Source organism: Streptomyces violaceoruber (assembly GCF_033406955.1).
GTDB lineage: Bacteria > Actinomycetota > Actinomycetes > Streptomycetales > Streptomycetaceae > Streptomyces > Streptomyces violaceoruber.
In genome coordinates, this window is sequence record NZ_CP137734.1 from 3,186,030 (window position 1) to 3,207,436 (window position 21,407).

The 21,407-nt window shown below is 72.0% G+C and carries 20 protein-coding genes; 12 read left to right on the top strand and 8 right to left on the bottom strand.

Going from position 1 to position 21,407, the window contains the following annotated elements:
• Positions 1 to 30 precede the first annotated feature (30 nt).
• Positions 31 to 906 carry a biotin--[acetyl-CoA-carboxylase] ligase gene (locus R2E43_RS13895; protein WP_106518863.1) on the bottom strand — a complete coding sequence of 292 codons (876 nt, stop codon included), beginning with the start codon at positions 904 to 906 and terminating at the stop codon, positions 31 to 33.
• Between the two features lie 110 nt (positions 907 to 1,016).
• Between R2E43_RS13895 and R2E43_RS13900 the strand changes: the two genes are divergently transcribed.
• From R2E43_RS13900 to R2E43_RS13915, 4 genes are all read left to right on the top strand, one after another.
• Complete coding sequence (locus R2E43_RS13900) at positions 1,017 to 2,609, top strand: acyl-CoA carboxylase subunit beta (RefSeq protein WP_003974047.1); 1,593 nt, start codon at positions 1,017 to 1,019, stop codon at positions 2,607 to 2,609.
• 9 nt (positions 2,610 to 2,618) lie between these two features.
• Positions 2,619 to 2,828, top strand: coding sequence for an acyl-CoA carboxylase subunit epsilon (locus R2E43_RS13905; protein WP_003974048.1), 210 nt, complete (start codon positions 2,619 to 2,621; stop codon positions 2,826 to 2,828).
• A 136-nt stretch (positions 2,829 to 2,964) separates the two neighbouring features.
• Positions 2,965 to 3,093: a morphogenic membrane protein MmpB gene (gene mmpB, locus R2E43_RS13910; RefSeq protein ID WP_003974049.1), complete on the top strand. Its 129-nt coding sequence runs from the start codon at positions 2,965 to 2,967 to the stop codon at positions 3,091 to 3,093.
• Between the two features lie 32 nt (positions 3,094 to 3,125).
• Positions 3,126 to 3,746 (top strand): nucleoside triphosphate pyrophosphatase, encoded by a 621-nt coding sequence (locus R2E43_RS13915; protein ID WP_003974050.1) that lies wholly within the window; start codon positions 3,126 to 3,128, stop codon positions 3,744 to 3,746.
• Here the strand turns inward: R2E43_RS13915 and R2E43_RS13920 are convergent.
• Positions 3,715 to 4,197: a hypothetical protein gene (locus R2E43_RS13920; RefSeq protein ID WP_016327123.1), complete on the bottom strand. Its 483-nt coding sequence runs from the start codon at positions 4,195 to 4,197 to the stop codon at positions 3,715 to 3,717. The two genes, R2E43_RS13915 and R2E43_RS13920, sit on opposite strands and share 32 nt — an antisense overlap.
• Before the next feature lie 374 nt (positions 4,198 to 4,571).
• Here R2E43_RS13920 and R2E43_RS13925 point away from each other — a divergent pair, with 374 nt between their 5' ends.
• Entirely contained in the window at positions 4,572 to 6,344 is a 1,773-nt protein-coding gene (locus R2E43_RS13925) for an acetyl/propionyl/methylcrotonyl-CoA carboxylase subunit alpha (RefSeq protein ID WP_003974052.1), read from the top strand.
• Between the two features lie 100 nt (positions 6,345 to 6,444).
• Here R2E43_RS13925 and R2E43_RS13930 read toward each other — a convergent pair whose 3' ends face one another.
• Together R2E43_RS13930 and R2E43_RS13935 are read right to left on the bottom strand one after the other, a co-directional pair.
• Positions 6,445 to 7,434 carry a DeoR/GlpR family DNA-binding transcription regulator gene (locus R2E43_RS13930; protein WP_063646593.1) on the bottom strand — a complete coding sequence of 330 codons (990 nt, stop codon included), beginning with the start codon at positions 7,432 to 7,434 and terminating at the stop codon, positions 6,445 to 6,447.
• A 178-nt stretch (positions 7,435 to 7,612) separates the two neighbouring features.
• Complete coding sequence (locus R2E43_RS13935) at positions 7,613 to 9,061, bottom strand: NAD(P)H-quinone dehydrogenase (protein ID WP_030872192.1); 1,449 nt, start codon at positions 9,059 to 9,061, stop codon at positions 7,613 to 7,615.
• A gap of 86 nt (positions 9,062 to 9,147) precedes the next feature.
• Here R2E43_RS13935 and R2E43_RS13940 point away from each other — a divergent pair, with 86 nt between their 5' ends.
• The 3 genes from R2E43_RS13940 (at position 9,148) to R2E43_RS13950 (ending at position 12,520) form a co-directional block, all read left to right on the top strand.
• On the top strand, positions 9,148 to 9,585 hold the full coding sequence (locus tag R2E43_RS13940; protein WP_003974055.1) for a gamma-glutamylcyclotransferase: 438 nt from the start codon (positions 9,148 to 9,150) through the stop codon (positions 9,583 to 9,585).
• Between the two features lie 93 nt (positions 9,586 to 9,678).
• Positions 9,679 to 10,503 (top strand): purine-nucleoside phosphorylase, encoded by an 825-nt coding sequence (locus R2E43_RS13945; RefSeq protein ID WP_003974056.1) that lies wholly within the window; start codon positions 9,679 to 9,681, stop codon positions 10,501 to 10,503.
• Between the two features lie 376 nt (positions 10,504 to 10,879).
• Positions 10,880 to 12,520, top strand: a complete 1,641-nt coding sequence (locus R2E43_RS13950) for a phospho-sugar mutase (RefSeq protein WP_332057116.1) — start codon at positions 10,880 to 10,882, stop codon at positions 12,518 to 12,520.
• A 103-nt stretch (positions 12,521 to 12,623) separates the two neighbouring features.
• Here the strand turns inward: R2E43_RS13950 and R2E43_RS13955 are convergent, their stop codons facing one another.
• Positions 12,624 to 13,328: a PH domain-containing protein gene (locus R2E43_RS13955; protein ID WP_011029946.1), complete on the bottom strand. Its 705-nt coding sequence runs from the start codon at positions 13,326 to 13,328 to the stop codon at positions 12,624 to 12,626.
• 115 nt (positions 13,329 to 13,443) lie between these two features.
• Here R2E43_RS13955 and deoC point away from each other — a divergent pair, with 115 nt between their 5' ends.
• From deoC to R2E43_RS13970, 3 genes are read left to right on the top strand one after another with little or no spacing between them, the layout of a single operon-like run.
• A complete protein-coding gene (deoC, locus tag R2E43_RS13960; RefSeq protein ID WP_030872186.1) occupies positions 13,444 to 14,439 on the top strand; it encodes a deoxyribose-phosphate aldolase in 996 nt (331 codons plus the stop codon).
• A gap of 5 nt (positions 14,440 to 14,444) precedes the next feature.
• Positions 14,445 to 15,887, top strand: coding sequence for an aldehyde dehydrogenase family protein (locus R2E43_RS13965; RefSeq protein WP_093456863.1), 1,443 nt, complete (start codon positions 14,445 to 14,447; stop codon positions 15,885 to 15,887).
• Complete coding sequence (locus R2E43_RS13970) at positions 15,880 to 16,779, top strand: aldehyde dehydrogenase family protein (RefSeq protein WP_030872180.1); 900 nt, start codon at positions 15,880 to 15,882, stop codon at positions 16,777 to 16,779. The genes R2E43_RS13965 and R2E43_RS13970 overlap by 8 nt, the downstream gene beginning before the upstream one ends.
• 100 nt (positions 16,780 to 16,879) lie before the next feature.
• On the opposite strand, the gene R2E43_RS13975 is transcribed toward R2E43_RS13970, so the two are convergent.
• Complete coding sequence (locus R2E43_RS13975; RefSeq protein WP_030872177.1) at positions 16,880 to 18,934, bottom strand: bifunctional serine/threonine-protein kinase/glutamate ABC transporter substrate-binding protein; 2,055 nt, start codon at positions 18,932 to 18,934, stop codon at positions 16,880 to 16,882.
• A gap of 157 nt (positions 18,935 to 19,091) precedes the next feature.
• Positions 19,092 to 19,496: a hypothetical protein gene (locus R2E43_RS13980; protein ID WP_210984233.1), complete on the bottom strand. Its 405-nt coding sequence runs from the start codon at positions 19,494 to 19,496 to the stop codon at positions 19,092 to 19,094.
• Positions 19,497 to 19,688: 192 nt separating this feature from the next.
• On the opposite strand from R2E43_RS13980, the gene R2E43_RS13985 reads away from it, so the two are divergent.
• Positions 19,689 to 20,291 (top strand): ATP-binding protein, encoded by a 603-nt coding sequence (locus R2E43_RS13985; protein WP_016327118.1) that lies wholly within the window; start codon positions 19,689 to 19,691, stop codon positions 20,289 to 20,291.
• Positions 20,292 to 20,533: 242 nt separating this feature from the next.
• Here the strand turns inward: R2E43_RS13985 and R2E43_RS13990 are convergent, their stop codons facing one another.
• Positions 20,534 to 21,265, bottom strand: coding sequence for a SigE family RNA polymerase sigma factor (locus R2E43_RS13990; protein ID WP_016327117.1), 732 nt, complete (start codon positions 21,263 to 21,265; stop codon positions 20,534 to 20,536).
• Between the last annotated feature and the right edge of the window lie 142 nt (positions 21,266 to 21,407).

Below are 21,407 nucleotides of genomic sequence, written 5' to 3' on the forward strand. Positions count from 1 at the left end.
CCGCACTCCGAGCGTGCCCGGGGGACGCGCTCACGCCAACCGCAGGTGCACGATGTCCCCGGCGCCCACCGGCTCCTGCACCCCCGCTCCCGTCGCGAGGACCAGCCGCCCGTCGCCGTCCACGGCCACGGCCTCCCCGACGAGCGACCGGTCCCCCGGCAGCTCCGCGCGCACCATGCGCCCGAGGGTCGCGCAGCCCGCCGCGTACGTCTCCTGCAGCCCGCTGGCCGCCGGGTCGCCGCCCGCCCCGCGCCAGCGCCCGTACCAGTCCTCCAGCGACCGCAGCACGCCGCGCAGCAGCGGGTCCCGGTCGGTGTTCACGGCCCCGGCCAGCGCCAGCGATCCGGCCCGCGGGACCGGCAGCTCGTCGGCGCGGAGCGAGACGTTGATGCCGACGCCGATGACGACGCCGTCGTCCCCGGCCCGCTCGACGAGGATGCCGCCGGCCTTGCGCTCCTCGTCGCCGACGGTCACCAGCAGGTCGTTGGGCCACTTCAGGGCGGTGTCGACCCCGGCCACCCGGGACAGCCCGGTCGCCACGGCGACGCCGGTGAGCAGCGGCAGCCAGCCCCAGCGGGGCACGGGGACCTCGGCGGGCCGCAGCAGCACGGAGAAGAACAGCCCGGAGCGGGCGGGTGCCGTCCACTGCCGGTCGAGCCGCCCCCGCGCGGCGCTCTGCTCCTCGGCGACGAGGACGACCCCCTCCGCCAGGCCGCCCTCGGCGGCCCGGGCCACGAGGTCGGAGTTGGTGGAGCCGGTGCGCTGCACGACGTCGACCTGCCGCCACAGCCCGCCGTCCCGCACCAGTCCCCGGCGCAGGGCCGTGCCGCTGAGGGGAGGCCGGTCCAGGTCGGACCACCTGTTGCGCGGGTAGTCCGGGGAGTCGGAGGAATCTCGGGGCGTCATGCAACCCACCCTAGGTGTGGGAAAGACCGCACTGCCGAACGGAAGGGCCCCTACTACTCTACGAACGAGTAACCGTCCCCCCTTTTGAGCAGGCAGGGAGCCGCATCCCGATGTCCGAGCCGGAAGAGCAGCAGCCCGACATCCACACGACCGCGGGCAAGCTCGCGGATCTCAGGCGCCGTATCGAGGAAGCGACGCACGCCGGTTCCGCACGCGCCGTCGAGAAACAGCACGCCAAGGGCAAGCTGACGGCTCGTGAGCGCATCGACCTCCTCCTCGACGAGGGCTCCTTCGTCGAGCTGGACGAGTTCGCCCGGCACCGCTCCACCAACTTCGGCCTCGACGCCAACCGCCCTTACGGCGACGGCGTCGTCACCGGTTACGGCACCGTCGACGGCCGCCCCGTGGCCGTCTTCTCCCAGGACTTCACCGTCTTCGGCGGCGCGCTGGGCGAGGTCTACGGCCAGAAGATCGTCAAGGTGATGGACTTCGCGCTGAAGACCGGCTGCCCGGTCGTCGGCATCAACGACTCCGGCGGCGCCCGCATCCAGGAGGGCGTGGCCTCCCTCGGCGCCTACGGCGAGATCTTCCGCCGCAACACCCACGCCTCCGGCGTGATCCCGCAGATCAGCCTGGTCGTCGGCCCGTGCGCGGGCGGCGCGGTCTACTCCCCCGCGATCACCGACTTCACGGTGATGGTCGACCAGACCAGCCACATGTTCATCACCGGCCCCGACGTCATCAAGACGGTCACCGGTGAGGACGTCGGCTTCGAGGAGCTGGGCGGCGCCCGCACCCACAACACCGCCTCGGGCGTGGCCCACCACATGGCGGGTGACGAGAAGGACGCCGTCGAGTACGTCAAGCAGCTCCTGTCGTACCTGCCGTCCAACAACCTGTCCGAGCCCCCCGCCTTCCCGGAGGAGGCGGACCTCGCGGTCACGGACGAGGACGCCGAGCTGGACGCGATCGTCCCGGACTCGGCGAACCAGCCCTACGACATGCACAGCGTCATCGAGCACGTCCTGGACGACGGCGAGTTCTTCGAGACCCAGCCCCTGTTCGCACCGAACATCCTCACCGGCTTCGGCCGCGTGGAGGGCCGCCCGGTCGGCATCGTCGCCAACCAGCCCATGCAGTTCGCCGGGTGCCTGGACATCACCGCCTCCGAGAAGGCGGCCCGCTTCGTGCGCACCTGCGACGCCTTCAACGTCCCCGTGCTCACCTTCGTGGACGTCCCCGGCTTCCTGCCCGGCGTCGACCAGGAGCACGACGGCATCATCCGCCGCGGCGCCAAGCTGATCTTCGCCTACGCCGAGGCCACGGTGCCGCTGATCACGGTCATCACCCGCAAGGCCTTCGGCGGCGCCTACGACGTCATGGGCTCCAAGCACCTGGGCGCCGACCTCAACCTGGCCTGGCCCACCGCCCAGATCGCCGTCATGGGCGCCCAGGGCGCGGTCAACATCCTGCACCGCCGCACCATCGCCGACGCCGGTGACGACGCCGAGGCCACCCGGGCCCGCCTGATCCAGGAGTACGAGGACGCCCTCCTCAACCCCTACACGGCGGCCGAACGCGGCTACGTCGACGCCGTGATCATGCCCTCCGACACTCGCCGCCACATCGTCCGCGGCCTGCGCCAGCTGCGCACCAAGCGCGAGTCCCTGCCCCCGAAGAAGCACGGCAACATCCCCCTGTAAGGAGCCGCTGTGACCATCAAGGTCGTCCGGGGCAACCCCACCCCGGAAGAACTGGCCGCCGCCCTGACGGTGGTCAGAGCCCGCGCGGTGACGGCGGCCGCCGAGCCGTCCACCACCGACCGCCCGCACGACGCCTGGTCGGACCCGTCCCGCATCGCGACCCACCACATGCCCCACCCGGGCCCGACGGCATGGGGCCGCACCTACTGGCCGACCTGAGGCTGGCCGTCCCAGGGGCGCGGGGCTGTGTCGATTTGCGGCTCCGCCGCGTGGGCGCACAGAAGAGGAACCCCGCGCCCCGATTTGAGTACCCGTACTCAAGTCACCCCCCTCGGCCAAGCCCCACGCTGGTGACATGCTGTGGTCCGACCCCGAGAACGAGCCGCCCAAGGAACTGCGCGACACGCAGGACATGCTGCGGCGGCTGAGCGTCTTCCTGGCGCTGGCCATGGTCCTCGCGATGGTCGTCCTCGGCCTGGGCTGAGCCGGCCCCGCCCGGGTGACTAACCTGGCCCCATGACTCCTCAGCCCCGCCGTCGACTCGTCCTCGCCTCCCAGTCCCCGGCCCGGCTCGGCCTGCTGCGCCAGGCGGGGCTCGCCCCGGAGGTCCTCGTGAGCGGTGTCGACGAGGAGGCCGTCACCGCCCCCACCCCCGCCGAGCTGGCCCTCGCCCTGGCCGAGGCCAAGGCGTCCGTGGTGGCCGCGAAGCCGGAGGTGCACGGGGCTTTGGTGATCGGCTGCGACTCGGTGCTCGACCTGGACGGCCAGGCGCTCGGCAAGCCGGCGGACGCGGAGGAGGCCACCGCCCGCTGGAAGGCGATGCGCGGCCGGGCGGGCACGCTGCAGACCGGCCACTGCGTCTGGGACACCGCCTCCGGCCGCCACGTCTCGGCGACCGCGTCCACGGTCGTCCGCTTCGGCGAGCCGACCGACGACGAGATCGCCGCCTACGTGGCCTCCGGGGAGCCCCTCCACGTCGCCGGGGCGTTCACGCTGGACGGCCGCTCGGCCCCGTTCATCGACGGCATCGACGGCGACCACGGGAACGTCATCGGCCTCAGCCTGCCCCTGCTGCGCCGCCTGCTCGCCGACCTCGGGACGGGTATCACGGAGTTGTGGGCGCCGGCGGAGGACTGACCGGGGAACCGTCACCGCCCTTGCCGTCCTCGGTCCGCTGCCCGGCGGCGGGCCGCTCCCGGGCGTCGTACGTCATCAGCAGCAGCACGATCAGCCCCAGTACGACGATCATGAAGATGAAGGCGCCGGGGCCGACCAGCCCCCAGGTGAAGGCCCCCAGGAGCCCGTGCACCACGGCGGCGCTGATCAGCAAGATCCGGCCGAGCCCCGCGGGCGCGCGGTCGCGCAGCGCCACGAGCAGGGCGACCAGGGCGCACAGCGCGAAGTACAGGCCGAAGACCACCCCGCCGATCTTCGAGGACACGGACATCATGTCCGGGTCCAGACCGGCCAGGGACATGTCCTGGCGGTCGACGACGATCGCCAGGAACCAGTTCAGCGCCGCGACGCCGACCGCCTCCGCGAAGAGCACGACCGCCACGGTCCACGCCACCGGCCTGCGCACTGACACCGGTCCCCACCCACCTTCGACGACTGCCGCACAGGACAGCTGTTACCCCAAGTACGTTCGAGACCCGAGGAACGCTACTAACGGGTAAACCTCGCCACAAGGGTTCCGGCACGAGCAAAGAATCATTGGGCCATTAGTAGGGACTCCACAAAGAAACCGAGTGGCCCGCAGCACGCCCTTACAGAGACCTTGACCACACAGGAGGGCTAGGGTTTCCCCCAGGAGTCCTGCGTACCGCGGTACTACAAGGGCTTTCGGGGGTCGAGCGAGCCTCGAATCACGCTCCGTGTGGGCAAGCTCACCATTGGGGACGGGTCGAAGTGCCGTGTCGGCAGTCCCTAAACTCGGCTTGTTTCAAGGAGGGAGCCTCAATCGTGCGCAAGGTGCTCATCGCCAATCGTGGCGAAATCGCTGTCCGCGTGGCCCGGGCCTGCCGGGACGCCGGGATCGCGAGCGTGGCCGTCTACGCGGATCCGGACCGGGACGCGTTGCACGTCCGTGCCGCTGATGAGGCGTTCGCCCTGGGTGGTGACACCCCCGCGACCAGCTATCTGGACATCGCCAAGGTCCTCAAAGCCGCGCGCGAGTCGGGCGCGGACGCCATCCACCCCGGCTACGGATTCCTCTCGGAGAACGCCGAGTTCGCGCAGGCGGTCCTGGACGCCGGCCTGATCTGGATCGGCCCGCCCCCGCACGCCATCCGCGACCTGGGCGACAAGGTCGCCGCCCGCCACATCGCCCAGCGGGCCGGCGCCCCCCTGGTCGCCGGCACCCCCGACCCCGTCTCCGGCGCGGACGAGGTCGTCGCCTTCGCCAAGGAGCACGGCCTGCCCATCGCCATCAAGGCCGCCTTCGGCGGCGGCGGGCGCGGCCTCAAGGTCGCCCGCACCCTCGAAGAGGTGCCGGAGCTGTACGACTCCGCCGTCCGCGAGGCCGTGGCCGCCTTCGGCCGCGGGGAGTGCTTCGTCGAGCGCTACCTCGACAAGCCCCGCCACGTGGAGACCCAGTGCCTGGCCGACACCCACGGCAACGTGGTCGTCGTCTCCACCCGCGACTGCTCCCTCCAGCGCCGCCACCAAAAGCTCGTCGAGGAGGCCCCCGCGCCCTTCCTCTCCGACGCCCAGACGGAGCAGCTGTACTCGTCCTCCAAGGCCATCCTGAAGGAAGCCGGCTACGTCGGCGCCGGCACCGTGGAGTTCCTCGTCGGCATGGACGGCACGATCTCCTTCCTGGAGGTCAACACCCGCCTCCAGGTCGAGCACCCGGTCACCGAGGAAGTCGCCGGCATCGACCTGGTCCGCGAGATGTTCCGCATCGCCGACGGCGAGGAACTCGGCTACGACGACCCCGCCCTGCGCGGCCACTCCTTCGAGTTCCGCATCAACGGCGAGGACCCCGGCCGCGGCTTCCTGCCCGCCCCCGGCACCGTCACCCTCTTCGACGCGCCCACCGGCCCCGGCGTCCGCCTGGACGCCGGCGTCGAGTCCGGCTCCGTCATCGGCCCCGCCTGGGACTCCCTCCTCGCCAAACTGATCGTCACCGGCCGCACCCGCGCCGAGGCACTCCAGCGCGCGGCCCGCGCCCTGGACGAGTTCACCGTCGAGGGCATGGCCACCGCCATCCCCTTCCACCGCACGGTCGTCCGCGACCCGGCCTTCGCCCCCGAACTCACCGGCTCCACGGACCCCTTCACCGTCCACACCCGGTGGATCGAGACGGAGTTCGTCAACGAGATCAAGCCCTTCACCACGCCCGCCGACACCGAGACGGACGAGGAGTCGGGCCGGGAGACGGTCGTCGTCGAGGTCGGCGGCAAACGCCTGGAAGTCTCCCTCCCCTCCAGCCTGGGCATGTCCCTGGCCCGCACCGGCCTGGCCGCCGGGGCCCGCCCCAAGCGCCGCGCGGCCAAGAAGTCCGGCCCCGCCGCCTCGGGCGACACCCTCGCCTCCCCGATGCAGGGCACGATCGTCAAGATCGCCGTCGAGGAAGGCCAGGAAGTCCAGGAAGGCGACCTCATCGTCGTACTCGAGGCGATGAAGATGGAACAGCCCCTCAACGCCCACAGGTCCGGCACCATCAAGGGCCTCACCGCCGAGGTCGGCGCCTCCCTCACCTCCGGCGCCGCCATCTGCGAGATCAAGGACTGATCAAGCAGTCCCGCACCACGACAGGGGCGCCCGGCGGACCACCTCACACGGTCCGCCGGGCGCCCCTGCCACTGCCCGGCGGACGGGGCCCGCGGGGCGCCTACCGGCGACGCATGTCGGCGACGCGCGCCCGCTCCGCCCCGCCCCCCTGCTCACCCAGGGCGGTGGCAGACCGCAACCCCGCGCCCGCGGCACCCGGAACCTGACGGCGCGGCCCCGGAAGCGGCACGTCCCGACGCTGCTGACGCCCCACGGAATCACCCCCCGGGGCCCCCGAAGCCCCGGTACCGTTCGCCGTACCACCCCCCGACGCCCCGGCCACGGCGATCTGCACGCCCTGGTCGGCCAGGGCCTGGAGCTCGGTGGCGGCGCGGTCGTCGTGGCCCGGCGACTCGTCGGTGACCAGACGGGTGATGACATCGGTGGGCACGGTCTGGAACATGGTGTCCGTACCCAGCTTGGAGTGGTCGGCGAGGACGACGACCTCGGCGGCGGCCTGGACCAGCGCCCGGTCGACGGACGCCGACAGCATGTTGGAGGTGGACAGCCCCCGCTCGGCGGTCAGCCCGCTCCCGGACAGGAAGGCCTTGGAAACCCGCAGCCCCTGGAGGGACTGCTCGGCCCCCGACCCCACCAGGGCGTAGTTGGACCCCCTGAGCGTGCCTCCGGTCATCACCACCTCGACCCGGTTGGCATGGGCGAGGGCCTGGGCCACCAGCAAGGAATTGGTGACGACGGTCAGACCGGGCACCCGCGCGAGCCGGCGTGCCAGCTCCTGCGTCGTGGTACCCGCCCCCACCACGATGGCTTCGCCCTCTTCGACGAGGCCCGCGGCGAGATCGGCGATGGCCGTCTTCTCGGCGGTCGCGAGATGGGATTTCTGCGGAAAGCCGGACTCTCGCGTGAACCCGCCCGGCAGTACCGCACCGCCGTGCCGGCGGTCGAGGAGTCCTTCTGCCTCCAGTGCGCGCACGTCCCGCCGTACGGTCACTTCGGAGGTCTGGACGACGCGGGCGAGCTCACGGAGCGACACGGCCCCGTTCGCTCGCACCATTTCGAGGATCAATTGGCGACGTTCTGCAGCGAACACGAAACTGACAGTAACCCCAACGACCGTCTGCTTTCAGCAGTATGCGCCGAATAACAGAAGTTGTTCGCATGCCACCACCGGAAGTGGTATACGGGCCTACCCCGGCCGCCTATGCCACCCGCAAGCACCGCAACTCCCCGTGACCAGCGGGGAGTCGTTTCCAGCCGCGCCCGCCGGACTACTGCTCCCCGCCGGCCTTCCGCGTGTGCAGCTGCCGCGCCACCTCGGCGATCGAGCCCGACAGGGAGGGATACACGGTGAAGGCGTTGGCGATCTGCTCGACCGTCAGGTTGTTGTCGACGGCGATGGAGATGGGATGGATGAGCTCCGAAGCACGCGGCGCCACCACGACTCCCCCCACCACGATCTCGGTACCGGGCCGGCAGAAGATCTTGACGAAGCCGTCCCGGATGCCCTGCATCTTGGCGCGCGGGTTGCGCAGCAGCGGCAGCTTCACCACCCGGGCGTCGATCTTGCCTGCGTCCACGTCGGCCTGCGAGTACCCGACCGTGGCGATCTCGGGATCGGTGAAGACGTTGGCGGAGACGGTCTTCAGGTTCAGCGGAGTCACGGCGTCGCCGAGGAAGTGGTACATGGCGATCCGCCCCTGCATCGCCGCCACCGAGGCGAGCGCGAAGACACCGGTGACGTCACCGGCGGCGTACACACCGGGGGCCGAGGTCCGCGAGACCCGGTCGGTCTTGATGTGCCCGGAGTCCTTGAGCCGGACCCCCGCCTCCTCCAGCCCCATCCCCTCCGTGTTGGGAATGGCGCCGACGGCCATCAGACAGTGCGACCCGCCGATGACCCGCCCGTCCGACAGCGTCACCTCGACCCGGTCCCCCACCCGCTTGACGGACTGGGCCCGCGACCGCGACATGACGTTCATCCCACGCCGCCGGAACACGTCTTCCAGAACCGCCGCCGCATCCGGGTCCTCACCCGGCAGCACCCGGTCCCGCGACGACACCAGGGTGACCCGCGACCCGAGCGCCTGATAGGCGCCGGCGAACTCGGCGCCGGTCACACCGGAGCCCACCACGACGAGTTCCTCGGGCAGCTCCTCCAGGTCGTAGACCTGGGTCCAGTTCAGGATCCGCTCCCCGTCGGGCCGCGCGTCCGCCAGCTCCCGCGGGTGCCCGCCCGTGGCAATGAGCACCGCATCGGCGGTCAGCGTCTCCTCACTCCCGTCGGCGGCCCGCACCACGACCTTCCGCGACCCGTCGAGGCCCTGCATGCCCTCCAGCCGCCCGCGCCCCCGCATCACCCGCGCACCCGCACGGGTCACGGAGGCGGTGATGTCGTGCGACTGCGCCAGCGCGAGCCGCTTCACCCGACGGTTGACCTTGCCCAGGTCCACGCCCACCACCCGGGCGGCCTGCTCCATGGGCGGAGTGTCGTCGGCGACGATGATCCCCAGCTCCTCGTACGAGGAGTCGAAGGTGGTCATCACCTCAGCCGTGGCGATGAGGGTCTTGGACGGCACGCAGTCGGTCAGCACCGACGCCCCGCCCAGACCGTCGCAGTCGACGACGGTCACCTCCGCGCCGAGTTGAGCGGCCACCAGCGCCGCTTCGTATCCGCCGGGTCCGCCGCCAATGATCACGATCCGAGTCACGTACCCCATTGTCCCGCACCCTTCAACGGGAGGCCGCCCGGGGCCACCACCGTGACGACGGCGACGCCCGACACCCCTGCCGTACCCTTCCCCTCATGTCGCTCTACGCCGCCTACGCCGGCAACCTCGACGCGCGGTTGATGACCCGCCGCGCCCCGCACTCGCCGCTGCGCGCCACCGGCTGGCTGAACGGGTGGCGGCTGACCTTCGGGGGCGAGCACATGGGCTGGGAGGGCGCCCTGGCGACCCTCGTGGAGGACCCGATCTCCCAGGTCTTCGTCTCCCTCTACGACATCGCCCCGATGGACGAGGACTCCCTGGACCGCTGGGAGGGCGTGGGCCTGGACATCTACCGCCGCACCCGGGTCCGCATCCACACCCTCGACGGCGAGGAGGGTGCCTGGACCTACGTCCTGAACGCCTACGAGGGCGGCCTGCCCTCGGCCCGCTACCTGGGCGAGATCGCGGACGCCGCCGAATCGTCCGGCGCCCCCCACGACTACGTCATGGAACTCCGCAAACGCCCCTGCTGAGGACCGTCCTCGTCACAACCTCCAAGCCAAAAACCACCATCCCGTGACCTCCACCATCTACGCGCGTAGCCGCAAACCGGCTACCCTCTTCGCGTGAACGCATCTCTTCTTCCGGACGACATCCAGGGCGACCCGTACGCCGCCGCCGACGCCGCCGCGGCCCGCCTGCGCGAACTCACCGGCGCCGAGACCCACGACGTCGCCCTCGTGATGGGCTCCGGCTGGGCACCGGCCGTGGACGCCCTGGGCGCCCCCGAGGCCGATCTCCAGGTCACCGACCTCCCGGGCTTCCCCGAGCCCGCGGTGGAGGGCCACGGCGGCAAGGTCCGCTCGTACACCCTCGGCGACAAGCGCGCACTGGTCTTCCTGGGCCGCACCCACTACTACGAGGGCCACGGCGTCGCCGCCGTCTCCCACGGCGTCCGCACTGCGGTCGCCGCCGGCGCCAAGACGATCATCCTGACCAACGGCTGCGGCGGCCTGCGCGAGGGCATGCGCCCCGGCCAGCCGGTCCTGATCAGCGACCACATCAACCTCACCGCCACCTCCCCCATCGTCGGCGCCAACTTCGTCGACCTCACCGACCTCTACTCCCCCCGCCTGCGGGCCCTGTGCAAGGAGGTCGACGCCACCCTCGAGGAGGGCGTCTACGCCCAGTTCCCCGGCCCGCACTACGAGACCCCGGCCGAGATCCGCATGGCCCGCGTGATCGGCGCCGACCTGGTGGGCATGTCGACGGTCCTGGAGGCGATCGCGGCCCGCGAGGCCGGGGCGGAGGTGCTGGGCATCTCCCTGGTCACCAACCTCGCCGCGGGCATGACGGGCGAGCCCCTCAACCACGAGGAGGTCCTCCAGGCGGGCCGCGACTCCGCCGCCCGCATGGGGACCCTGCTGACCCAGGTCCTGGGCAAGCTGTAGACCGAGGCCCACTGATCCGGCGCGGGCGTTGGGGGCGCGGCCCGGCGTTGCGGGCCGCCCCAGCGGCACGACTGCCCGCAGCGACGGCGGGGGAGCCGCGTACGGCGAGGAGCGGGACGCGGAGCGTGGGCGGGGAGAGCCGCGTACGGCGAGAAGGGGTCGTGTCGGGGGGTGTCCGCCCGCAGCGGTTGGCGCGTCCGCGCCGGGGAGTTCTGCGGCCGACCGATTCCGCGCCGTTCCGAGGACGGACACCCCCCGGCGCGACCCCGACCCACCCACCGCACCCACCGCGCTACCCGCACCCCACCGAACCCGCACAGGCCGCCGCAGGCACCCGTACCACCCGACACCCGAGAGGCTGACCGACGTGCAAGACGTGCAAGACGACCTCCTCGCACGAGCCAGGGCATGGCTGGCCGAGGACCCCGACGCGGACACCCGCGCGGAACTCGCCCGCCTCATCGACGCCGAGGACCACGCCGAGCTCACCGCACGCTTCTCCGGCACCCTCCAGTTCGGCACCGCGGGCCTGCGCGGCGAACTGGGCGCCGGCCCGATGCGCATGAACCGCTCGGTCGTCATCCGCGCCGCCGCCGGCCTCGCGGCGTACCTGAAGAAGCAGGGCCACACCGACGGCCTCGTCGTCGTCGGCTACGACGCCCGCCACAAGTCCGCCGACTTCGCCCGCGACACCGCCGCCGTCATGACCGGCGCCGGCCTGAGGGCGGCCGTACTCCCCCGCCCCCTCCCCACCCCCGTCCTCGCCTTCGCGATCCGCCACCTCGGCGCGGTCGCCGGAGTGGAGGTCACCGCCAGCCACAACCCGCCCCGCGACAACGGCTACAAGGTGTACCTCGGCGACGGCTCCCAGATCGTGCCCCCCGCCGACGCCGGCATCGCCGCCGAGATCGACGCCGTGCGCACCCTCCACGACGTCCCCCGCCCCGACGCCGGCTGGCAGACCCTCGACGACGACGTCCTCGACGCCTACCTCACCCGCACGGACGCCGTCCTCGCCCCCGGCTCCCCCCGCACCGCCCGCACCGTCTACACGGCGATGCACGGCGTGGGCAAGGACACCCTCCTCGCCGCCTTCGCCCGAGCCGGCTTCCCGCGCCCCGCCCTCGTCACCGAGCAGGCCGACCCCGACCCGGACTTCCCCACCGTCGCCTTCCCCAACCCGGAGGAGCCCGGCGCGATGGACCTCGCCTTCGCGAAGGCGAGGGAGACGGCCCCCGACCTGATCGTCGCCAACGACCCGGACGCGGACCGCCTGGCAGTGGCCGTACCCGACGCCGCGGAGGCCACCGGCTGGCGCATGCTCCGGGGCGACGAGGTAGGCGCCCTGCTCGCAACACACCTGGTCACCCGCGGAGCGCACGGCACGTTCGCGGAGTCGATCGTCTCGTCGTCCCTCCTGGCCCGCATCGCCGCGAAGGCGAACCTCCCCCACGTCGAAACCCTCACCGGCTTCAAGTGGATCGCCCGAGTGGAGAACATCCGCTACGGCTACGAGGAGGCCCTCGGCTACTGCGTCGACCCGGAGGGCGTCCGCGACAAGGACGGCATCACCGCGGCCCTCCTGATCACGGAACTGGCTTCCACCCTCAAGCAGGCCGGCCGCACCCTCCTCGACCTCCTCGACGACATCGCCGTGGAACACGGTCTGCACGCCACGGACCAGCTCTCGGTCCGCGTGGAGGACCTCTCCCTCATCGCCTCGGCGATGAACCGCCTGCGCGAACAGCCCCCGTCGACCCTCGCGGGCCTCCCCGTCACCACCGCGGAGGACCTCACCCGGGGCACGGACACCCTCCCGCCCACGGACGGCCTGCGCTACACGCTCGACGGAGCCAGGGTCGTCGTCCGCCCGAGCGGCACGGAACCCAAGCTGAAGTGCTACCTGGAGGTGGTCGTCCCGGTCGCCACGCCCGCCGACCTCCCGTCGGCCCGGTCAAAGGCGACGGACCTGCTGACGGCACTCAAGCGCGACCTGTCGACGGCGGCCGGCATCTGAAAAGCCGGGGGTGCAACGCACCCCCGGCCACCCTCACCCACCGGCACCCACCAGCACCCGCCGGCAGCGCCCGTCACCGCTCGCCACTACCCGGTACCGCCCGTCACCCCACCCCGAACAGCACCCCCAGCGCCACCGCCCCCGCCACCACCGGCACGACGATCTCGTACGCCCACCGCACCGTCACCCCGCCCTGCGAGCCCTCGGCCGCCTTCCGCGCCTCCCACAGCTCCCGCAGCTCGTCCATGACCTTGTCGGCCTCGGCCCGCACCGGCCCCTCGCCCTCGACGGCCGAGGCCCCGGCACCGCCGCCCCGCGAGCCGAACTGCCCCACGCCCCCGAGCACGCTCCCGCGCCTGCGCCCGCCGGTACCACCGGCGAGCCGCCGGTCCTCCTGCCGCGCGGCCTTCTTGCGCCCCCGCAGCGAGACGGGAACGGACCACAGCTGGAACTTGTCGCCGCCCTCGGTGAAGACCTCGTTCGAGTAGGCGGACCGGAACGACTCGACCTGCGCCCAGGGCAGGACGATCACGCGGAAGGGATTGCGCACCCGCATCCGGTCGTCGTTGGCGAAGACGGCGGGCCGCACGGTGTAGGCGGCGACGAGCGGCACGAGGAAGACCAGCGCCGCGAGCGCCTTCCAGCGGGTGTCCCCCTCACCCGTGACCAGGGCGTCGATGCCGAGCCACAGCGCGAGGGCGAGTACCAGCACGCCTCCGGAGATGCCCGCGGGCGAGCGGTAGGCCCGGTCCTTGGACACGGGTCCCGAGGGCTGCGGCGAGGATGACTGGGGCTCCGGGGTGGTCATGCTGCCGATTGTGCCCGACGCCCCGCCCGGCGCTCACATGCGGTGCCGCCGCATCGGACGAGCCCACGGGGACTGTACAGACCGCTACGCGCGTAGATATGCTCGTCTGGTGACCATGCCCACCACTGCACCCGCCGCAAACGGACCCGCACAGGGCCCCGCAAACGGACCCGCACACGGATTCGCCGACGTCACCGCGTCCGACAGCACCCTGCGCCGCTTCCTCCACGGACTGCCCGGCGTCGACACCGTCGGCCTGGAGGCGCGCGCCGCCTCCCTCGGCACCCGATCCATCAAGACCACCGCGAAGGCGTACGCCCTGGACCTGGCCATCTCGATGGTCGACCTGACGACGCTGGAAGGCGCGGACACCCCGGGCAAGGTCCGGGCGCTCGGCGCGAAGGCGGTCCGCCCCGACCCGACCGACCGCACGGCCCCGGCGACGGCGGCCGTCTGCGTCTACCCCGACATGGTGCCCACCGCGAGGGAAGCCGTCGCCGGCTCCGGCGTGAAGGTCGCCTCGGTCGCCACGGCGTTCCCGGCCGGCCGTGCCTCGCTGGCCGTCAAGCTGGCCGACGTGCGCGAGGCCGTGGCGGCGGGCGCGGACGAGGTCGACATGGTCATCGACCGCGGCGCGTTCCTCGCGGGGAACTACATGAAGGTGTACGACGAGATCGCCGCCGTCCGCGAGGCCTGCGGGACGTCCGCCCGTCTGAAGGTCATCTTCGAGACCGGCGAGCTGTCGACGTACGACAACATCCGCCGCGCCAGCTGGCTCGGCATGCTGGCCGGAGCGGACTTCATCAAGACGTCCACCGGCAAGGTCGCGGTCAACGCCACCCCCGCCAACACCCTCCTGATGCTGGAGGCGGTCCGCGACTTCCGCGCCCAGACCGGCGTCCAGGTGGGCGTGAAGCCGGCCGGCGGCATCCGGACCGCGAAGGACGCGATCAAGTTCCTGGTCCTGGTCAACGAGACGGCGGGCGAGGACTGGCTGGACAACCACTGGTTCCGCTTCGGCGCCTCCTCGCTCCTCAACGACCTGCTGATGCAGCGCCAGAAGCTGGCCACAGGCCGTTACTCCGGCCCCGACTACGTGACGGTGGACTGATCCCCATGGCATCCGCACCCGCATTCGACTACGCACCGGCACCCGAGTCCCGCGCGGTCGTCGACATCGCCCCCTCCTACGGCCTGTTCATCGACGGCGAGTTCACCGAGGCGGCCGACGGCAAGGTCTTCAAGACGGTCTCCCCCGCCACCGAGGAGGTCCTCTCCGAGGTCGCCGAGGCCGGCGAGGCGGACGTCGACCGCGCCGTGAAGGCCGCCCGCAAGGCCTTCGAGAAGTGGTCGGCGCTGCCCGGCGCGGAGCGTGCGAAGTACCTCTTCCGCATCGCCCGCATCATCCAGGAACGCAGCCGGGAACTGGCCGTCCTGGAAACCCTCGACAACGGCAAGCCGATCAGGGAGACCCGCGACGCGGACCTCCCCCTGGTCGCCGCGCACTTCTTCTACTACGCGGGCTGGGCCGACAAGCTGGACCACGCCGGCTACGGCGCCGACCCCCGCCCCCTGGGCGTGGCGGGCCAGGTCATCCCCTGGAACTTCCCGCTCCTGATGCTGGCGTGGAAGATCGCCCCGGCCCTGGCCACCGGCAACACGGTGGTCCTGAAGCCCGCCGAGACGACCCCCCTCTCCGCCCTGTTCTTCGCGGACATCTGCCGCCAGGCCGGGCTGCCCAAGGGCGTCGTCAACATCATCACCGGCGACGGCCGCGCCGGGGCGGCACTCACCGCGCACCCCGACGTGAACAAGGTCGCCTTCACGGGCTCCACGGCGGTCGGCAAGCAGATCGCGCGCACGGTCGCGGGCACCCGCAAGAAGCTCACCCTCGAACTGGGCGGCAAGGGCGCCAACATCGTCTTCGACGACGCCCCGATCGACCAGGCCGTCGAGGGCATCGTCAACGGCATCTTCTTCAACCAGGGCCAGGTCTGCTGCGCGGGCAGCCGCCTCCTGGTCCAGGAGTCGATCCACGACGAGCTGCTGGACTCCCTGAAGCGCAGGCTCACCACCCTCCGCCTGGGCGACCCGCTGGACAAGAACACGGACATCGGCGCGATCAACTCCGCCGAGCAGCTGGCCCGTATCACCGCCCTCGCCGACCAGGGCGAGGCGGAGGGCGCCGAGCGCTGGTCCCCGGCCTGCGAACTGCCCTCCGCCGGCTACTGGTTCGCCCCGACGCTCTTCACGAACGTCACCCAGGCGCACACGGTCGCCCGCGACGAGATCTTCGGCCCGGTCCTGTCCGTCCTCACCTTCCGCACGCCGGACGAGGCGGTCGCCAAGGCCAACAACACGCCGTACGGCCTGTCGGCGGGCATCTGGACGGAGAAGGGCTCGCGCATCCTGGCGGTCGCGAACAAGCTCCGTGCCGGTGTGATCTGGTCCAACACGTTCAACAAGTTCGACCCGACGTCGCCGTTCGGCGGCTACAAGGAGTCGGGCTTCGGCCGCGAGGGCGGCCGCCACGGCCTGGAGGCGTACCTCGATGTCTGAGCGACTCAGCGTGCTGAAGACCTACAAGCTGTACGTCGGCGGGAAGTTCCCGCGTTCCGAGAGCGGCCGGGTGTACGAGGTGACGGACTCGAAGCAGAACTGGCTGGCCAACGCCCCCCTCTCCTCCCGCAAGGACGCCCGTGACGCGGTGGTCGCCGCGCGCAAGGCGTTCGGCGGCTGGTCCGGCGCGACGGCGTACAACCGCGGGCAGATCCTCTACCGGATCGCCGAGATGCTGGAGGGCCGCCGCGACCAGTACGTCGCGGAGGTCGCCGACGCGGAGGGCCTGTCGAAGTCGAAGGCGGCGGCCCAGGTGGACGCCGCGATCGACCGCTGGGTCTGGTACGCGGGCTGGACCGACAAGATCGCCCAGGTGGTCGGCGGCGGCAACCCGGTCGCGGGCCCCTTCTTCAACCTCTCCTCCCCGGAGCCGACCGGCGTCGTGGCCGTCCTGGCCCCGCAGAAGTCGTCCTTCCTGGGTCTGGTGTCCGTCGTCGCCCCGGTCATCGCGACGGGCAACACGGCGGTGGTGGTGGCCTCGGAGAAGTCCCCCCTCCCCGCCCTCTCCCTGGGCGAGGTCCTGGCCACCTCCGACCTGCCCGGCGGTGTGGTCAACATCCTCTCCGGCCGCACGGCGGAGATCGCCGCCCCGCTCGCCGCCCACCAGGACGTCAACGCGATCGACCTCGCGGGCGCCGGCGAGGAGCTGGCCAAGGAGCTGGAGATCGCGGCGGCGGACAACCTCAAGCGCGTTTTGCGTCCACAGCCTGTGGACGACGCGGGCGCCGACTGGTCCGCGACCCCGGGCACGGACCGCATGACGGCGTTCCTGGAGACGAAGACGGTCTGGCACCCGACGGGCGCGCTGGGCGCCTCCGGCTCGTCGTACTGAGCGAATCCACGGTCACCCGACGCCGACGCCACACCGAGTCCGACGTCGCCGCCGGCGCCGACGGGCCGCGGCTCCTCCCCGTCCGGAGGAGCCGCGGTCTTCACTCGGCCGAGCAGGGCCTCGGTTCCGGCCGGCTGGGCGCGGTCTTCCGTCCCGTCAGCGGGGACAGGTCCTTCATGTACATCTCCGCCCACTCCTTCCCGGCCAGGATCTCCCTGAGCCCCGAGCACACCTTGCTCTTCAGGAGCGGGTCGTCCTTCCGCATCGCCACCCCGTAGGGCTCCGTGCCCGCGCCGCTGGGCAGCAGCTTCAGATGCGCCGGATCGTTCTGGGCGTACCCGGCGAGAAGCACGTCGTCCGAGGCGACCGCGTACACACTCGACCGCTTGTCCAGCAGTCTTTCCACGCACTCCTTGTAGGTGTCGGGCTGCCACTTCCCCGTGGTGTACCCGTCCTCCTCCAGCCTGTCCGCGTACGTGGAGTCCCGCGCCGTGCACACCTCGACGCGGTTCCGCTTCACGTCGACGGCTTCGCCGAGGTCGTACTTCGCGGAGTTCTTGCGGACGAGGAGGCTGCTGCCCGCCTTGTAGTAGGGGCCGACGAAACTGATGCCGTCCCGCTTCTCGCGCTCGGGCGTCATGCTGTACGAGGCGACGACGAGGTCCACCTCCCCGTTCTTCAGCTTGCTCGCCCGGTTGGCCGTGGTCACCCCGTAGAAGTCCACCTGCGCCTTGCCGTAGCCCAGTTTGCCGGCGAGGGCGTAGGCGATGTCGACGTCGAACCCGCTCCACACGCCGGTGTCCTTGTTGTAGAAGCTCAGTCCGGGCTGATCCTCCTTCGCCCCGATCGTCAGCCTCTTCCTGGCGCTCTTCCACTGCTCCCACGCCTGCTCCGCGTCGCCCCCGGCGGCTCCCCCTCCCTGCTGCCCGGAGGCGTCGCCCTGCTTGCCCCCGGAGTCGCCCTGCGAGACGAGCCAGCCGCCACCGGCCAGCAGGACGACACACGCCGCGGCCGCCGCCACCTTCCAGCCCGCCAGCCGCCCGCGGCCGCCGCCCGACGCCACCGGCGACGGCTCGGAGGGGACGGCCGCGGAGGGAACGGCCCCGGAGGAGGACGCGGCGGGCACCGCCGCGGTCACCGCCGGCACGGGCCCCGAGGCGGGCGACGCCGGCCCCGAGGCGGGCGGCGTGGGCCCCGAGGCGGGCGGCGTGGGCCGGGCCGTGGGCGGGTGTGCGGGTGTGGCGGCCCGGGCGGGGGTCGGCCCGCCGGGGTCCGCGAGGACGTCCCGGAGCATCTCCTCCGCGCCGGCGGCGTCCAGGCGCCTGTCCGGGTCCGTCGTCAGCAACCCCTGGATGACCGGGCCGAGCGGCCCGGCGTACCGGAGCACGGGGTCGGGCGACTGCTGGATGTTCGCCTGCACCTCCCAGACCTCGTTGCCGCCGAAGGGCAGGCGTCCCTCGACCATCTCGTACAGGGTGACGCCCAGGGCCCACAGGTCGGAGGCGGAGGTGGGGCCGGGGGCGGCGGGGGCGAAGAGTTCGGGCGCCAGGTAGGGGGGTGTGCCGATGATGCCGCCGTGCCGGGTCACCCGGTCCGCGCCCTCGAAGGTGGCGATGCCGAAGTCCACCAGGACCACCTGGCCGCCGTCCCGCACCAGGACGTTGCCCGGCTTGACGTCGCGGTGCAGGACCGACGCCTCGTGGACCGCCCGCAGCCCCTGCGCCATCTGGAGGCCGATCTCCGCGGCCCTGGGCACGCCGAGGACCCGGTCGCGGCTCAACAGGTCGGCCAGCGACCGCCCTTCCAGCAGCTTCATCACGATCCAGACCTGGTCGGCGGTCTCGATCTGGTCGTGGACCGTCACCACGTTCTGGTGCTCGATCTTGGCGAGCGCCTCCGCCTCGCGACGGGCCCGCTGCATCGCCGCCTTCTGCGTGTCCGGGGTCATGGCCCTGCGGTCCAGGAGCCCCTTCACGGCGACGAACCGGCGCAGCCGCCGGTCGTGGGCCTTCCAGACCTCGCCCATGCCGCCGCTGCCGATGGGCTCCAGCAGCTCGTAGCGGCCCTCGATCACGGTGTGGGGGACGGGGGGACGATCCTCGGGATGCCCGTCGGCTCCGCCGCCGGCCCCGTTGATTCCGTCGTCGTTGTGCACTCGGCCCCCTAGCACCACTTGCGCGAAACGTGAGTCACCACAGATTAGACGGCCCCCCGCAGAGCCCCCGCGGCGAACGGACAGGACGGACCACCGCGACGGAAACGGGCCGCGACCCCCGCTCGGAGGGATCGCGGCCCGGCGTGCGCAGAACGCGTCAGCGCAGCAGCTCCGTCACCTGCCCCACCACCGGCACGCTGCCCAGCGACTGGGCCTGGGCGACCGGGCCGGTCAGGGCCGTCGAGGTCAGCGGCTGGAAGTCGGCGACCTTCGTGCCGACGCCGTTGTCCAGCGGGTCGACGCCCGTGCCGGCCAGCGGGTTGGGCTTGAGGTCGGCGACCGGCCCGGTGACGTAGCCGACGGTGCCGGTCACGGCCGCCAGGCCCGCCTGCGGGTCGATGTTGCCCAGGGACGTGGGGCGGGTGTGCGCCAGACCGGCGAGGGTCTCGCCGCTGTCCGCGGAAGCCGTCGCCGCTCCTGCTGCCAGGGCGGCACCGGCGGTCGCGAGGGCGACCAGGGCGCGCTGTGCGTGCGGGGTGCGGGGGGACGCGTGTCGGGCCATCGCTGCTGCCACCTCTTGGTGTGGATTGCTACGGACTGCCCTGACAACAGCGCACACCGTGATCAGGTCACCGCACAGCGCGACCGAGATGTGACGCACGCGGCAAAGTGCACCCGCGGGGTCGTACGCCGGCCGTCGGATGCCTCAGACTGGTCTCCCGTGAGCTCCCATCCGCCCATACCGACGCGAGTCGTGCTGCTCTGCGGCCCCTCCGGCTCCGGCAAGTCCCTCCTCGCCGCGCACTCCGGCCTCCCGGTGCTGCGCCTCGACGACTTCTACAAGGAGGGCACCGACCCGACGCTGCCGACGGTGCCCCTCAGTTCCGACATCGACTGGGACCACCCGGCGTCGTGGGACGCGGACGCGGCGGTCGCCGCCATCGGGGAGCTGTGCCGCACGGGGCGTACCGGCGTACCCGTCTACGACATCTCGCTGAGCGCCCGCACCGGCGAGGAGACCGTCGACATCGGACGGACGCCGCTGTTCCTCGCGGAGGGCATCTTCGCCGCGGAACTGGTGGACCGCTGCCGGGAGCTGGGTGTGCTGGCCGACGCGCTGTGCCTGAGCCGGGGCCCGCTGACGACCTTCCGCCGCCGGTTCCTGCGGGACCTGCGCGAGGGCCGCAAGTCCGTGCCGTTCCTGCTGCGCAGGGGCTGGCGGCTGATGCGGCTGGAGCGGTCGGTCATCGCCCGGCAGACCGCCCTGGGCGCCCACGCCTGCGACCGGGACGAGGCGATGGGCCGGCTGGCGGCCGCGGCGGCGGGCCGGTGCGCCACCAGCCGTACGGCCGCGTAACGCCTGCCCCCGCATGCGGAAGCGGGACTGGACGGACCCCCCGGCCCTCCAGTCCCGCTCCCTTTCCACCCCCGTGGATCCCCCGTGATCCCCGTCCCCCGTTGTTCCCCCGTGTCCCCCGTTGTTCCCCCGTGGTGCTTCCCCGTGAGTAAGAGCCCGGGTCCCTCCCCCTGATACACCCCGGCTCGAAACTTTTTTCACGGGGCCCCGCCCCCTCGGGCCGGTCCCCCCGGCCCGTGCCTTCAGGCGACCAGTTCGCCGAAGGCGTCCTCCTGGTCACGGCCGAAGCTGAGGACCTCGTCCTCGCGCAGCCGGCGCAGCGACCGCCAGATGCTGGACTTCACCGTGCCGACGCTGATGTCGAGGATGTCCGCGATCTCCGGGTCCGTGCGGCCCTCGTAGTAGCGCAGGACCAGCATGGTGCGCTGGAGTTCGGGCAGCCGGGCGAGCGCCTGCCACAGGACGGTGCGCAGCTCGGTGCCGCGCATCGCGTCCATGTCGCCGGGCGTCTCCGGCAGTTCCTCGGTCGGGTACTCGTTGAGCTTGCGGCGCCGCCAGGCGCTGATGTGCAGGTTGGTCATGGTGCGGCGGAGGTATCCGCCGACCGCCGCCTTGTCACTGATCCGGTCCCACGCCCGGTAGGTCGAGAACAGCGCGCTCTGCAGCAGGTCCTCGGCCTCGAAGCGGTCGCCGGTGAGGTGGTAGGCGGTCGCGTACAGGGAGGAGCGGCGCTCCTGGACGTAGGCGGTGAACTCCGCCTCCGACAGGGAGCGGTGCTCCCCCCGGTCCCCCGTGTTCCCCGTCTCCCCCGTGTTCGCGTCAACCACCGTCATGTACGCGGTGTGCTGACGCCCGGTGCCGCGAGCGCACCCCCGCCCGCTCACGGCACCGGACTTCTCGGAACCCCGGTGTGCGTGCACGTCGTGCAGACGCGTGACCACTGCGCTGGTGTTGGTGCCCTTCAGCGTGTTCATCTCGCGCCCCCCGTCGTGGACTGCCGGTTGCCTGTGACGAGAAGCCTGCCGCGGCGACTTCATGGCCGTGTCCGCCGACTGTCACAGAGCTGTCACAGGGGTCCGTCACCGCTGCACCACCCTTCCTTCACAGGGTCTGGCG